11 protein-coding genes are annotated in these 13,710 nt (G+C 72.9%); 7 read left to right on the plus strand and 4 right to left on the minus strand.

Going from position 1 to position 13,710, the window contains the following annotated elements:
- The first annotated feature begins 22 nt into the window (after positions 1-22).
- Together ABWI07_RS24360 and ABWI07_RS24365 are read left to right on the plus strand one after the other, a co-directional pair.
- Entirely contained in the window at positions 23-931 is a 909-nt protein-coding gene (locus ABWI07_RS24360) for a ferrochelatase (RefSeq protein WP_353819905.1), read from the plus strand.
- Positions 928-1,737 carry an inositol monophosphatase family protein gene (locus tag ABWI07_RS24365; protein WP_353819906.1) on the plus strand — a complete coding sequence of 270 codons (810 nt, stop codon included), beginning with the start codon at positions 928-930 and terminating at the stop codon, positions 1,735-1,737. The genes ABWI07_RS24360 and ABWI07_RS24365 overlap by 4 nt, the downstream gene beginning before the upstream one ends.
- Positions 1,738-1,852: 115 nt before the next feature.
- Here ABWI07_RS24365 and ABWI07_RS24370 read toward each other — a convergent pair whose 3' ends face one another.
- Positions 1,853-2,029, minus strand: a complete 177-nt coding sequence (locus ABWI07_RS24370) for a hypothetical protein (RefSeq protein ID WP_200842186.1) — start codon at positions 2,027-2,029, stop codon at positions 1,853-1,855.
- 268 nt (positions 2,030-2,297) lie between these two features.
- Between ABWI07_RS24370 and ABWI07_RS24375 the strand changes: the two genes are divergently transcribed.
- Positions 2,298-2,951: a response regulator transcription factor gene (locus ABWI07_RS24375; protein WP_149262291.1), complete on the plus strand. Its 654-nt coding sequence runs from the start codon at positions 2,298-2,300 to the stop codon at positions 2,949-2,951.
- A 104-nt stretch (positions 2,952-3,055) separates the two neighbouring features.
- Positions 3,056-4,312, plus strand: coding sequence for a sensor histidine kinase (locus ABWI07_RS24380; protein WP_375708351.1), 1,257 nt, complete (start codon positions 3,056-3,058; stop codon positions 4,310-4,312).
- A 29-nt stretch (positions 4,313-4,341) separates the two neighbouring features.
- On the opposite strand, the gene ABWI07_RS24385 is transcribed toward ABWI07_RS24380, so the two are convergent.
- Both ABWI07_RS24385 and ABWI07_RS24390 read right to left on the minus strand, forming a co-directional pair.
- Positions 4,342-7,068 carry an ABC transporter substrate-binding protein gene (locus tag ABWI07_RS24385; RefSeq protein WP_353819907.1) on the minus strand — a complete coding sequence of 909 codons (2,727 nt, stop codon included), beginning with the start codon at positions 7,066-7,068 and terminating at the stop codon, positions 4,342-4,344.
- Positions 7,069-7,105: 37 nt separating this feature from the next.
- A complete protein-coding gene (locus ABWI07_RS24390; protein ID WP_149262293.1) occupies positions 7,106-8,776 on the minus strand; it encodes a serine/threonine protein kinase in 1,671 nt (556 codons plus the stop codon).
- 504 nt (positions 8,777-9,280) lie between these two features.
- Here ABWI07_RS24390 and ABWI07_RS24395 point away from each other — a divergent pair.
- Together ABWI07_RS24395 and ABWI07_RS24400 are read left to right on the plus strand one after the other, a co-directional pair.
- Positions 9,281-9,577 (plus strand): DUF4193 domain-containing protein, encoded by a 297-nt coding sequence (locus ABWI07_RS24395; RefSeq protein ID WP_117404125.1) that lies wholly within the window; start codon positions 9,281-9,283, stop codon positions 9,575-9,577.
- Positions 9,578-9,629: 52 nt separating this feature from the next.
- Positions 9,630-10,445 (plus strand): hypothetical protein, encoded by an 816-nt coding sequence (locus ABWI07_RS24400; RefSeq protein ID WP_353819908.1) that lies wholly within the window; start codon positions 9,630-9,632, stop codon positions 10,443-10,445.
- Positions 10,446-10,668: 223 nt separating this feature from the next.
- On the opposite strand, the gene ABWI07_RS24405 is transcribed toward ABWI07_RS24400, so the two are convergent.
- Positions 10,669-10,956, minus strand: a complete 288-nt coding sequence (locus ABWI07_RS24405) for a DUF4235 domain-containing protein (RefSeq protein ID WP_149262294.1) — start codon at positions 10,954-10,956, stop codon at positions 10,669-10,671.
- A gap of 128 nt (positions 10,957-11,084) precedes the next feature.
- Here ABWI07_RS24405 and valS point away from each other — a divergent pair, with 128 nt between their 5' ends.
- Positions 11,085-13,610 (plus strand): valine--tRNA ligase, encoded by a 2,526-nt coding sequence (gene valS, locus ABWI07_RS24410; protein WP_353819909.1) that lies wholly within the window; start codon positions 11,085-11,087, stop codon positions 13,608-13,610.
- Positions 13,611-13,710 lie beyond the last annotated feature (100 nt).

Below are 13,710 nucleotides of genomic sequence, written 5' to 3' on the forward strand. Positions count from 1 at the left end.
CCGGGGCTGATTGGATGGACGCATGACGTCGTACGACGCATTGCTACTGCTGTCCTTCGGAGGGCCGGAGGGGCCCGAAGAGGTCGTCCCGTTCCTGGAGAACGTCACCAGGGGCCGCAACATCCCCAAGGAGCGCCTCGAGGAGGTGGGGGAGCACTACTTCCTGTTCGGCGGGGTCAGCCCGATCAACCAGCAGTGCCGCGACCTCAAGGCCGCGATCGAGGCGGACCTCGCCGCCCACGGCGTGGACCTGCCGGTGTACTGGGGCAACCGGAACTGGAATCCCTACCTCGCCGACACCGTCCGGCAGATGAAGGAGGACGGGATCCGGCGCGCGGCCGCGTTCGTCACGTCCGCCTACAGCGGCTACTCGACGAACGACCAGTACCTCGCCGACATCGCGCGCGCCCGCGAGGAGGTCCCGGGCGCCCCTGAGATCGACAAGCTCCCCGTCTACGCGGACCGGCCCGGTTTCATCGACCCGTTCGTGGACGCGGCCAAGGACGCGCTGAGCCGCCTGCCCGAAGGCGCGCGGCTGGTCTTCACCGCCCACAGCGTGCCCCTGTCCCAGCCCAACCAGGAGCTCTACACCGCCGAGCTGCACACGGCCGCGCAGACGGTCGCGGAGCGGGCGGCCCCCGGCGCGCCCTGGGATCTCGTGTACCAGAGCCGCAGCGGGCCTCCGAGCCAGCCGTGGCTGGACCCGCAGATCACCGACCACCTGGACGACCTCCACGGGCAGAGTGTCCGCGCCGTCGCGGTGGTGCCGATCGGGTTCGTCTCCGATCACATGGAGGTCAAGTACGACCTCGACGTCGAGGCCGCGGAACGGGCCTCCGAGCTCGGGCTCGCGTTCGTGCGCGCCGCCACGCCCGGAAGCGACCCGCGCTTCGCCTCCCTTCCCCGCCACCTTCTCGAAGAGGTCTCATGAGCCTGGCCGACGAGCTGCTGGAGCTCGCCGCGGCGACCGCCCGCGAGGCGGGCCGGATGCTGGTCGACAAGCGCCCCGCCGGCGGCCCGGACGTCGTCCAGACCAAGTCGTCGCCCACCGACGTCGTCACCCAGATGGACCGGGCCGCCGAACGGCTGATCATCGAGCGGATCAGGGCGGTGCGGCCCGGCGACGGCTTCCTCGGCGAGGAGGGCGGCACCCAGGACGGCGCGAGCGGCGTGCGCTGGGTGGTCGACCCGATCGACGGGACCGTGAACTACCTCTACGACCTGCCCGACTGGGCGGTGAGCATCGCCGCCGAGGTCGACGGCGAGGCCGTCGCCGGGGTGGTGGAGATCCCGCGCCGCGGCGAGACCTACACGGCGGTGCGCGGCGGCGGCGCCCTGCAGCACACCAGGTCGGGCGCGCGCGAGCTCCGCGTCAACGCGGACGTGCCGCTCGACAGGGCGCTCGTGTCCACCGGGTTCGGCTACGACGCGGGCCGGCGGGCGCGGCAGGCGGAGGTCCTCACCGGGGTGCTGCCGAGCATCCGCGACATCCGCCGGGGCGGGTCGTGCTGCGTGGACCTGTGTTCCCTCGCCGCAGGGCGGGCGGACGCCTACTACGAGCGCGGCGTCCAGGCCTGGGACATCGCGGCCGGCGGGCTGATCGTCCGGGAGGCGGGCGGGCGCGTCGAGGGCCTGCACGGCGCGGCCCCGGGCCCCGAGCTGACCATCGCCGCCGGACCGGGCACCTTCGACGCGCTGCACGACCTGCTGGCCCCCCTCGACCCGACCAGGGACTGACGCGGGACGGCGCCCGCCGAGGGCCGGGACCGGCGAGGAGGAGTGGGCACCGAAACGGGGAGCGCGGGGCCGGGCCCCGGGCTCCCCGTCACGGACAGCGCCTTGCGACGGCGGGTCAGTCGCAGCGGGGCGGTTCGACGCCGATGTCGTTGTTCGCTGCGATCCGGCGCAGGTCGTCGATCTCCTCCTGGCGAATGTCCGCCAGGTAGGTGTCACCATCCGCGTGGGCGCTCCGCAGCGACGCGTACGCGTCGTCGAGCCGCTGCTGGATCATGCGTGACAACTCGCCCATGGGCCTCCTCCCGGATCGTGCCCATGCCTACCCAGGCCTAGGCTTGAGTCAAACCTGTCCGCCGGTGCAATTTTCGCGGATTCTTGCGTCGGTGAGATCACGATCTGGCGTACCAGAAGAGGAACACCTGCTTACGGGCGTCTTACGGCTTCCATGGCATATCTGAAGCGGGCACGGTGAACGGCTCGACGCGGTGGAGCGAGCATGCGCGAAGCGCGTGCATCCTCGAAGCATGGGGCCGGCCGTGCCCCGACCAGAAGGGGGACCCTTGCGTGTTCTAGTCGTCGAGGACGAGCGCGTGCTCGCCGACGCGATCGCCACCGGCCTGCGCCGGCAGACGCTGGCCGTGGACGTGGCCTACGACGGGGCGGGCGCGCTGGAGCGCGCGGGGGTCAACGAGTACGACGTGATCGTGCTGGACCGCGACCTGCCCAAGGTGCACGGCGACGACGTCTGCAAGCAGCTCGTGGCGCAGCGCTACCCGGCGCGGATCATCATGCTGACGGCGGCGGGGGAGCTGGACGACCGGGTCGAGGGGCTGTCCATCGGCGCCGACGACTACCTGGCCAAGCCGTTCGCGTTCGCCGAGCTGATCGCCCGGGTGCGGGCCCTCGGCCGGCGCGCCGCCGCGCCGCTGCCGCCCGTGCTGGAGCGCGCCGGGATCACCCTCGACCCGGCCCGCCGCGAGGTCTCGCGCGACGGCCGCCCCGTTGAGCTCACCCGCAAGGAGTTCGCGGTGCTGGAGGTGCTGCTGAGCGCCGACGGCGCCGTCGTCAGCTCCGAGCACCTGCTGGAGAAGGCGTGGGACGAGCACATCGACCCGTTCACCAACGTGGTCCGGGTCACGATGATGACGCTGCGCAAGAAGCTCGGCGACCCCCCGGTGATCGAGACCGTGCCGGGAGTGGGATACCGGCTGTGACCGAGGAGACCGCACCCCAGAACCGTCCGGGCGGGCCGCAGGACGACGGAGCCCGCCCGAACCCGCCCGCGGGGGACGGCGCGCGGGCCGCGCAGCCGGCGTCCGTGACGGCCGTGGCCGGCGAGGCCGGCGACGCGGGGGCCCGGCGCGGCGGCCGGTGGAGGCGCCCGGGCCCGCAGCAGGTCCCCCAGCCGTACCCGGCCGCGAAGGGCATGTGGCGCGGCGAGGGCGCCGGGCCGTTCGGCCAGGTGCCCGTGCTGCCCGGCCGGATGAGCGTGCGGCTGCGCCTCACTCTGCTCTACGGGCTGCTGTTCTTCATGGCGGGCGCGCTGCTGCTGTTCGTGATGTCGGTGCTGATGGCCAACATCCTCGGCAACGTCAAGGTGATCGGGCTCGGCATCTCCGCCGAGGAGTCGGCCGAGCTGCAGCGCCAGTTCGTCGAGCAGACGATGCGGCAGCTCGTCGGGCGGTCGCTGCTCGCGCTCGGCGGGGTGGGCGTCATCACCCTGGTGCTCGGCTGGTTCGTCGCCGACCGCGCCCTCAGCCCCCTGCAGCGGGTCACCACCACCGCGCGCCGGCTGTCGGAGAGCACGCTGCACGAGCGGATAGCGCTGGAGGGCCCGGACGACGAGATCAAGGAGCTGGCCGACACGTTCGACGCGATGCTGGAGCGGCTCGGGCAGGCGTTCGACACCCAGCGCCGGTTCGTCGCGAACGCCTCGCACGAGCTGCGCACCCCGCTCGCGATCAACCGGACGCTGCTGGAGGTGGCGCTCGGCGACCCGGAGGCCTCCGACGACCTGCGCGCCGTCGGCCGGACGCTGCTGGCGACCAACGCCCGGCACGAGCGGCTCATCGAGGGGCTGCTGCTGCTCGCCCGCAGCGAGCGGGAGCTGACCGCCCGCACGCCGGTCGACCTGGCGGAGGTGGCGGCGGCGGTCCTGGAGCAGTCGGCGCGCCGCGACCACGACAACGACGTGGCCGTCCACCCCGAGCTGACGTCCGGGACGGCGCTCGGCGACCCGGTGCTGCTGGAGCACCTGGTGTCCAACCTCGTCGAGAACGCGATCAAGCACAACGTCGAGTCCGGCGGCGAGCTGTGGATCCGGACCGGCATGCTGGAGGGCTACGCCACCGTCCAGGTCGAGAACACCGGGCCCGTCGTGCCCGCCTACGAGGTGGAGCGGCTGTTCGAGCCGTTCCGGCGGCTGAACGCCGACCGCGTCGAGTCCTCCAAGGGCGCGGGGCTCGGCCTGTCGATCGTCCGCTCGGTGGTGCTGGCGCACCGCGGCGCCGTCTACGCGGTGCCGCGGCCGGGCGGCGGGCTGATCGTCACCGTCCGGCTCCCGCCCGCCGCGTGAGCGCGGCCACCTGAGCGCGGCGGCCGCGGCTACTTCAGCGCGGCGGCCGCCACGGTCGGGTCGCCGTCGTAGTCCATCCCCAGCTTGAGGTACTTGCCGGGCCGGACCACGGCGACCCGGGCGTCGTTCAGGAGCGGGATGAGGGCCATGTCGTCCAGCGCCGTCTTCTCGGCCTGCCGGAACAGGGCCGTGCGCTCGGCCGGCGCCGCGGTCGTGAGCGCTTGGGAGATCGTCCTATTAAAGGAGGCGTTACTCCATTTGCCCAGGTTGTAGAACCCCGTGTCGGTGCTCTGGGCGCCGCCCAGGAGCGGCCACAGCATCGTGTAGGCGCCCGGGTAGTCGGGGCCGTAGGGCAGGAAGGCCAGCCCCGACGCGTCCTTGGCCATGACGTCGTCGCGGTACTTCGTGAACTGGGCGACGGGGTAGCGCTTCTCCTCGACCCGCAGGCCGAGCAGCGACTTGAGCTGTGCCCCCACGACCGCGGCGAGCCGCTGGTCGACGGGCGACTCGCGGTGGTAGAGCCGGATGGTCGTCCCGGGCCGCAGCCCTGCCCGGATGGCCAGCAGCTTCGCCTTCTCAGGGTCCGTCCCGTCGCAGGACGGGCAGACGCCCCGCTTGCCGAATCCGGGGACGGACACCGGGACGATGCCGTGCGCGGGCTTGGAGAAGCCGCCGAGCGCCGTGCTGAGCTTGCTCCGGTCGAGGGCGTAGGAGACGGCCTGCCGCGCGTCCTTCGACGCCATCGGACCCCGGGCGGTGATCGGGACGAGCATCCGGGTGAACGGCAGGGGACTGGAGGCCAGACCCGTCCTCGGCACCGACGCCATCTCCTCGGTGCCGACCGCGTACCAGTCGGCCCGCCCGGCCGCGTAGGAGACCTGGTTCTTGGTCGTGTCGCCGTTCAGCGTCACGGTCACGCCGTCCAGCCTGGTCCTGCCGAACGCCCATCTGTCGTTGCGGACGAGGGAGACCGACGCGTCCTTGCTGTAGTCCTGCACCTTGAACGGGCCGTTGCCGATCGGACGGGTGTTGAACGCCGCGTCGTCGGGCCTGCCCGCCGTCCGCGGAGCGGGCATGAACGCCGGTTCGGACAGCCGGGCCGCGAAGTCGCAGTTGGGGGTGGTGAGCGTGACCACCAGCGATGTCGCCGAGATCGCCTTGACGCCGGGCAGCTCCCCGCTCCCGGCGCTCGCCACCGAGGCGTACCCCTCGATGTCGTTCATCAGGTAGGACCCGGCGCCGGTCTTCTCCGCCGCGCTGCGCGCCCAGCCGCGCGCGAACGCCTCCGCGTCGACCGGTTCGCCGTCGCTGAAGGTCGTCCCGCCCTTGATCGTGATGCTCCACGTCCGGCACTGCGCGTCCGGCCTGACCGCCGTGGCGAGCCGGTTGCGCGCGACGCCGTCGGCGCCGACCTCGGTGAGGCCCGTGAACAGCTGCTTGGTGAGGAACCGCTCGGTGCCGGCGACGGCGTGGGACGGGTCGATCTCGCCGTTCGCGGTGCCCGGCGACGCCATCATGGCCGGCAGCGTCCCGCCGATCCGTCCGCCGTCGTCCTCCGCGCTGGGGCGGTCGTTTCCGCGGAACTGGACCCATGCCACGGCGGCGGCGAGCGTCAGCACGGCCAGCGCGGCGCCGCCGACGCCGGCGAGGACGCCGATGCCGGGCTTCCTGCGGGTACCGGACGGCTTGGTGAAGTCGACCCCTGGCGCGGAGACGGACGCCCACGTCGGGGGCGTGTTCCCGTTGAGCGGTGGAGTGGGGGAGGGCCACGTCGGGCCGGGCATGGGCGGCGGCGTCTGCGCCATGGAAGGCCCGGCCTGGAAAGGCGTCGGGACCGGCGGCGTCTGCGTCCGCAGCCGTGCGGACTCGGCGGCAGCCGTCCGGGCGCCCTGGGTGAGCATCACGGCGTCCTCGCCGCCGCGCGGACCGACGGGCTGGGGCAGGCTTCCGGCCAGCGCCAGCAGGTGCGCCAGGACCTGCTGGGAGGCGGGGCGCAGCGCCGGGTCCTTGCTGAGGCAGTCGGCCACGATTCCGCGGAGCGGGTCGGGAAGCTCGCCGAGGTCGGGCGCCATGTTCAGGATGCGGTGCATCACCGCGGGGATCGAGTCCTGCCCGAACGCCGGCCGCCCGCTCGCCGCATAGACCATCGTGGCGCCCCACGCGAACACGTCGGCGGCCGGTCCGACCCGCGCCCCGGAGATCTGCTCCGGCGCCATGTAGGCGGGTGTGCCGACCGCGGTGCTCGACATGGTCCCGGTGGCGTCCAGCGCCCGCGCGATGCCGAAGTCGATCACCCGCGGGCCGTCCGGCGCGAGCAGCACGTTGGCGGGCTTGAAGTCGCGGTGCACGACCCCCGCCTGGTGGATCGCGGCGAGCGCCGTCATCGTCCCGATCGCCAGCCGGTCCAGGTCGGCGCCGCGCCGCGGGCCGTCCTGCGCCAGCACCCGCGACAGCGCCGGCCCGTCGATGTACTCGCTGACGATGTAGGGGCGGTCGCCCTCGACGTCGGAGTCCAGGACGCGGGCCGTGCAGAACGCGGACACCCGCTTGGCGACCGCGACCTCGGCCGCGAACCGCGAGCGGGCCTTCGGGTCGCCGCTGAAGCGCGCGTGCAGCAGCTTCACGGCGACCCGGTGGCCCGGTTCGTCCTCCCCGAGGTAGACGGCGCCCTGCCCGCCCTCGCCGAGGAGGCCGGTCAGCCGGTACGCGCCGAGCCGGGAGGGGTCGCCCTCGCGGAGGGGGGCGACCCCGGTCATGCCTTGGAGATCTCGGACATCGCCCTGGAGGTCCCGGTCATGACTTGGACACGGTCCCGTACGCGGTCGCGGTCGTCTCGGACTGGAGCTGGCGCCACTCCCACCGCATCGTGGTGCTCGAGGACGGGATGAACGTGACGTATCCGGACGCGCACTCCTTCGGGTCCATCCCCGCCATCGGCGTCTCCCGGTACTCGATCTTCGAGCTGTTCTCGTCGCCGGACAGCAGCGAGAGCCGGGTGTAGCAGTTGTCCTGCGCGCCGGACGGGTAGCTGTACGTCGCGACGCCGCTGGAGTAGAGCAGGGAGAACTTGACGTTGAACCGGGTGTGGCCCGACCCGGCGTTCGGCTGGTTGCCGTCGCCGGTGAAGTTCCCGAGCAGCCCGCCCGTGGTGCTCGTGGTCGGCGTCTCGCTCGGCGTGTAGGTGTTCGGCGGCGAGTAGGTCGGCGTCGGCGGGTCGTCGTCGCTGTTGGCGCCGATGATGGCGAGGACCACGACCACCAGGATCACGATCAGCGCGAGCGCGCCGCAGCCGATCGCGATGATCGGCCCCGCGGAGCTGGACTGCTTCGGCGGCGGCCCGTACTGCGGCCCCGGCGGGCCGGGCGGCATCTGCATCGGCGGCGGCGTCTGCGGCGGCATCGCCCCGCCCTGGTACATCGCCATCGGCGGCGGCGTGATCGGCTGCGGCGGCGGCGTGGCCGGGCCGCCCATCCCGCCCATCCCGCCCTGGTGCAGCGGCATCGGCGGCGGGGTGATCGGCTGCTGCCGCGGCTGGGGCCGCGGCGCCGGCGGCACCGGGGGCGGCGGCGGAAGCTGCGAGGCGATCCGGGTGCCCTGGTTGAGCAGGTCCTCCTGCCCGGCGCCCTGGTTCGCGGGCGCGGCGCCGACGTGGCCGAGCAGGTTCAGCAGCAGCTGCGCCGCCGGGGGGCGCAGGCCGGCGTCCTTGGACAGGCAGCGCCCGACCAGGTCGCGCACCGGGCCCGGGGGAAGCGCCGACAGGTCGGGCTCCTCGTTGAGGATCCGGTTGATGATGACCGGCAGCGTCTCGGCCTCGAACGGCGACTGCCCGGTGGCGGCGAACACCATGGTCGCGCCCCAGGCGAAGATGTCGACCGCCGGTGTCAGGGGCGCGCCGGTGAGCTGCTCGGGCGCGAGGTAGCCCGGCGTGCCCACCACCATGCCCGTCGCGGTGACGGCGCTCTCCTGCGAGTTGACCGTCCGCGCGATGCCGAAGTCGACGACGCGCGGGCCGTCCGCGGCCAGCATGACGTTGTTCGGCTTGAAGTCGCGGTGCACGATCCCGGCCTCGTGGATGGCCGCGAGCGCGGTCACCGTGCCGATCGCGAGCCGCTCCAGCTCCGCCGCGCTCCGCGGGCCGTCGTGCGCGACCACGTCGTGCAGGGACGGCCCGTCGATGAACTCGCTGACGACGTAGGGCTGGTCGCCCTGGACGTCGGCCTCCAGGACCCGCGCCGTGCAGAAGGGCTCGACCTTCTGCGCCGCCGCCACCTCGCGGGTGAACCGGGCACGCGCGGCGGGATCGTTCGCCATCTGCGCGTGCAGCAGCTTGACGGCGACGTACTCCCCGTTGGGCGCCTTGCCCAGGAAGACGGCGCCCTGGCCCCCGGCGCCCAGTCGTCCAATGACCTCGTACCGTCCGAGTGCCCTAGGATCGCCCGGCTCCAGCGGAGCGGCATCCGGCATCTGACCCTCCATTGACCCGCAGTGATGTCTGCGACATTGTGCGCCGGACCCGCTTGCGGGGGTCCCCTGCCGGCGATCGCCGGGCTGACCCCCGCAGGGGGCCCGCCCCCAACCTCAGGCGGGCACGATATCGCGTTAGTTCAGACGTTTCACTGATGCGTCCGGTTCGGTGTTCCGGCAGCCGGATCGGGCCGTCCCGCCGCGCCCGGCCGGTCGGTGCGCACAACCCTCCCGGGACCGATATGATCCCCGCCGCCGCGGGATCCCCGGCAGGTGCTCCGGCCCCCTACGGGGCCGTGGCATCCGGCGGGTGTGTGACCGAAGACACAGTGCGAGGAATGAGTCGGGTGACGGGAGTCACTCGTGGGAACGGTCGCGCCTCGTGTGTCGCAGGTCACCAAACGTGACAGAATTTCCCGCCCGGATCGGGCACAAGAACGGCCCCCCGTGCGTTAGATCCGCGCGACGGGGCGCATAAAGCACTGAGGGGGATGGAGATAGAAGATGGCGACCGACTACGACAGCCCACGTAAGACAGACGACGACCTGAGCGAGGACAGCCTCCAGGAGCTCCAGGCCCGGCGCGCCGACAAGGCCGCCAGCATCATCGACGAGGACCTGGACGCCGGCGAGGTCGCCGAGCTGCCGGGCGCCGACCTGTCGAACGAGGAGCTCACCTTCCGGGTGGTCCCCCGGCAGGCCGACGAGTTCACCTGCACGCGCTGCTTCCTGGTGCACCACCGCAGCCAGCTGGCCACCGAGAAGAACGGTCAGCCGGTCTGCCGCGAATGCGCCGCCTGACCGGCGGTCGCCGCCAGGTGACCGGGAGTGGCCGCGTGACGGGAGAGGACGGGTGACGGGAGAGGACGAACCGCGTCGCGGCGAGGTGGAGCCGGCGCGCGGCGACGGCTCCACGGAGCTGGGTGAGCTGATCGGCAGGCTCACCTCCGACGAGGACATGGACCGCGAGACCCGCGGCCGCCTGCTCGGGCGACTGGCCGGACTGCTCGGCCAGAGCGCCCGCAGAGTGGGCGCCGCGGGCGTCGCGCGCGGCAGGTGGCTGGCCGACCTGCTCGTGGCGGCGGCCCCGCACATCCCGATCCGCGATCTGGAGACCCTCCAGGCCCACCACCACGGGGTGATGGGAGAGGAGCTCGCCGACCGGATCGTCAAGGCGGCCGGCAACGCCACCACCGCCGTGGGCGCCGCCGGCGGCGCGCTGGCGGCCGTGGAGTTCGCAGCCCCGCCGCTGCTGCTGACGGCGCCGGCCCAGCTCGCCGCCGAGACGCTCGTCGTCGCGGCCATCGAGGTGAAGATGATCGCCGAGCTGCACGAGGTCTACGGCGTCAGCGTCCAGGGCAGCGGGACCGCGCGCGGCGCGGCGTTCGTGACGTCCTGGGCGCGGCAGCGCGGCGTCAACCCCCTGGAGAGCGGTTCCCTGACCAGCGCTCTCGGCACGGCCGCCAAGAGCGCGCTGCGCAAGCGCATGCTCCGCGTCTTCGGCCGGAGCCTGTCCACCATGGGCCCCCTCCTCACCGGCGCCGCGGCCGGGGCCGCGCTCAACCGCTCCGCGACCAGGGCGCTGGCCCTGAAGGTCCGGGGCGACCTCAGGGAGATCGCCGGCAGCCTGCCCCCGCTCTCCGGCGACCAGCCCCGCCTGAACCCCTAGCACCCAGCCCGAACCCCTGGTAAGCCGTCTGAACCCCTGTGCGCCGCCCTCCCCCTAGGCGGCACGACCGGGCATCGAGGGAGCGGCTCGCCGCACCCGGCGAGCCCGTTCGCGAAGACCCGACCGGACGAGAACGCGCCGTGGCCGGTCCCTTCCATCGACGAAGGGACCGGCCACGGCGCGTTCACCCGCCGGACGGGGGCCGGGCCCCCGTCCGGGGGTCTCAGACCTCGGCCTTGAGATGGGACGGGCTCTGGCCGGTGCTCTTGGCATACTGGTGGGCGGCGGCGCGGGTGGCGAGCAGCCGCGCGACCTCCATGCCGACCCCCATCACCACGGCCCACCCGATCGCCTCGGACAGCGCCACATCGGGGGACTCGGGATTGGTCGGCGGCTCCTTGCCGGTGCTCTTCTTCCAGGCCAGCGTGATCACTTTCTTCGCGACGAAGCCGCCCGCGAATGCGGCCGCCCCGGCCATCACCCGCCAGCCGATGTCGCCCTTGTCCGCCATGTTGGTCCTCTCTCGTCCTGTCGTCTCCGACGCTACCGGAACCGCCTGCCCCGGGCGGTGCAGGTGATCGCCGCGTCGGCGCCGGTAATCGGCATGCGATCCGGGCCGATGTCAATACGATTGGCCTCATGACAGAGCAGCCGCGTACTCCGAACGTCCCTCCGAAGCCCTCCCTGGACGGCCTGGAGGACACATGGGTACGCGCCTGGGAGGAGCGCGGCGTCTACCGCTTCGACCGCACCAGGCCGCGCGGCGAGGTGTACTCGATCGACACCCCGCCGCCCACCGTGAGCGGCTCCCTCCACGTCGGCCACGTCTTCTCCTACACCCAAACCGACACCATCGCCCGGTACCACCGCATGCGCGGTCGGGCGGTCTTCTACCCGATGGGCTGGGACGATAACGGCCTGCCGACCGAGCGCCGCGTGCAGAACCACTTCGGCGTCCGGTGCGAACCGTCCCTTCCCTACGATCCGGACTTCGAGCCTCCGGCCAAGCCCGACGCCAAGCGCCAGCAGCCGGTCTCGCGGCGCAATTTCATAGAGCTTTGCGAGCGCCTCACCGAGGTCGACGAGAAGGCGTTCGAGGAGGTGTGGCGCCGCGTCGGCCTCTCGGTCGACTGGAGCCTGCTCTACACGACCATCGGGCGCGCCGCCCGGACGGCGTCCCAGCGCGCGTTCCTGCGCAACCTGGCGCGCGGCGAGGCGTACCTCTCCGAGGCGCCGACGCTGTGGGACGTCACCTTCCGCACCGCCGTGGCGCAGGCCGAGCTGGAGGACCGCGAGCACCCCGGCGCGTTCTACCGGATCCGGTTCCACGGCGACGAGCGCCCGGTCTACATCGAGACGACGCGGCCCGAGCTGCTGCCCGCCTGCGTCGCGCTGGTCGCGCACCCCGACGACGAGCGGTACCAGGAGCTGTTCGGGACGACCGTGCGCACGCCGCTGTTCGGCGTGGAGGTCCCGGTCGTCGCGCACCGGCTGGCCGAGCCGGACAAGGGCTCCGGGATCGCGATGATCTGCACGTTCGGCGACGTCACGGACGTCACCTGGTGGCGCGAGCTGGACCTGCCGACCCGCGCGATCATCGGCTGGGACGGGCGGCTCGCCGCCGACCCGCCGGAGGGCGTCGCCGCGGAGCCGTACGCGGAGCTGGCGGGCAAGACGGTCTTCTCGGCCAAGGAGCGCGTCGTCGAGCTGCTGCGCGAGTCCGGCGACCTGGACGGCGAGCCCCGCAAGATCAGCCGGCCGGTGAAGTTCTACGAGAAGGGCAGCAGGCCGCTCGAGATCGTCACGACCCGGCAGTGGTACATCCGCAACGGCGGCCGCGACGAGGGCGTCCGCGCGGAGATGCTCGCCCGCGGCCGGGAGCTGGAGTGGCACCCCGGCTACATGCGGGCCCGCTACGAGAACTGGGTCGAGGGGCTGAACGGCGACTGGCTGATCTCGCGGCAGCGGTTCTTCGGCGTGCCGATCCCCGTCTGGTACCGGCTGGACGACGCCGGCGAGCCGGTGTACGCCGACCCGATCGTGCCGGCCGAGGACGCGCTGCCGGTCGACCCCTCGTCCGACGTCCCGCCCGGATTCACCGAGGAGCAGCGCGGCAGGCCGGGCGGCTTCACCGGCGACCCCGACATCATGGACACCTGGGCGACCTCCTCGCTGACCCCGCAGATCGCGGGCGGCTGGGAGCGCGACACCGACCTGTTCGGCCGCGTCTTCCCCTTCGACCTGCGGCCGCAGGGGCACGACATCATCCGGACGTGGTTGTTCTGCACGGTCGTCCGCGCGCACCTGGAGCAGGGCACGCTGCCGTGGAAGGGCACCACCCTGTCCGGGTGGATCCTCGACCCCGACCGCAAGAAGATGTCGAAGTCCAAGGGCAACGTCGTCACGCCGATCGACCTGCTGCGCGAGTACGGCTCCGACGCCGTCCGCTACTGGGCGGCGAGCGGGCGCCCCGGCACCGACACCGCGTTCGACACCGGCCAGATCAAGGTGGGCCGCCGCCTCGCCATCAAGATCCTCAACGCCTCGAAGTTCGTGCTCGGGCTCGGCGAGGCGGGCCCGGCCGCGGCGGTCACCGAGCCGCTGGACAAGGCGATGCTGGCGGCGCTGGCCGGGGTCGTCCACGAGGCGACCGAGGCGTTCGAGGGCTACGACTGGGCGCGCGCTCTGGAGCGCACGGAGCGGTTCTTCTGGGAGTTCTGCGACGACTACCTGGAACTGGTCAAGGCCCGCGCCTACGGGGACGGCCCCGAGGCGCTGTCGGCGCGGGCCGCGCTGCGCTCGGCGCTGTCGGTCCTGCTGCGCCTGTTCGCACCCGTGCTGCCGTTCGTGACCGAGGAGGTCTGGTCGTGGTGGCGGCACGGATCGGTGCACACGGCCGAGTGGCCGTCCGCCGCCGAGCTGCCGCCGGGCGGCGACCCCGCCGTCCTCGCGGCCACCGGCGAGGCGCTCCGGCAGGTCCGCAAGGCCAAGTCCGAGGCCAGGGCGTCGATGCGCGCCGACGTGTCCCGCGCGGTCGTCCGGGGCGCGGAGGTGACGCACATCGCGCGGCCCGACCTGGCCGCGGCCGGGCGGATCGCCGAGCTGACGCTGGAGTCCGCACCCGCCGCGCTCACCGTCGACGTCGTGCTCGCTCCCGCGACGTAGATCACCCCGGCCGGGCCTTGACGCGGATCCGGCGCGTCCACATATTAGATTACTAGTCTAATTGGGGTGCGCGCCGGGCACGCGGCGCGGCCCGGTGCGG

This window comes from Actinomadura sp. NPDC000600 (assembly GCF_040492135.1).
Taxonomy (GTDB): domain Bacteria; phylum Actinomycetota; class Actinomycetes; order Streptosporangiales; family Streptosporangiaceae; genus Spirillospora.

Coding starts and splice junctions, on each gene's coding strand:
- ABWI07_RS24360 (WP_353819905.1), top strand. CDS start 23: ATGACGTCGTACGACGCATTGCTACTGCTGTCCTTCGGAGGGCCGGAG.
- ABWI07_RS24365 (WP_353819906.1), top strand. CDS start 928: ATGAGCCTGGCCGACGAGCTGCTGGAGCTCGCCGCGGCGACCGCCCGC.
- ABWI07_RS24370 (WP_200842186.1), bottom strand. CDS start 2,029: ATGGGCGAGTTGTCACGCATGATCCAGCAGCGGCTCGACGACGCGTAC.
- ABWI07_RS24385 (WP_353819907.1), bottom strand. CDS start 7,068: ATGACCGGGGTCGCCCCCCTCCGCGAGGGCGACCCCTCCCGGCTCGGC.
- ABWI07_RS24390 (WP_149262293.1), bottom strand. CDS start 8,776: ATGCCGGATGCCGCTCCGCTGGAGCCGGGCGATCCTAGGGCACTCGGA.
- ABWI07_RS24395 (WP_117404125.1), top strand. CDS start 9,281: ATGGCGACCGACTACGACAGCCCACGTAAGACAGACGACGACCTGAGC.
- ABWI07_RS24405 (WP_149262294.1), bottom strand. CDS start 10,956: ATGGCGGACAAGGGCGACATCGGCTGGCGGGTGATGGCCGGGGCGGCC.
- valS (WP_353819909.1), top strand. CDS start 11,085: ATGACAGAGCAGCCGCGTACTCCGAACGTCCCTCCGAAGCCCTCCCTG.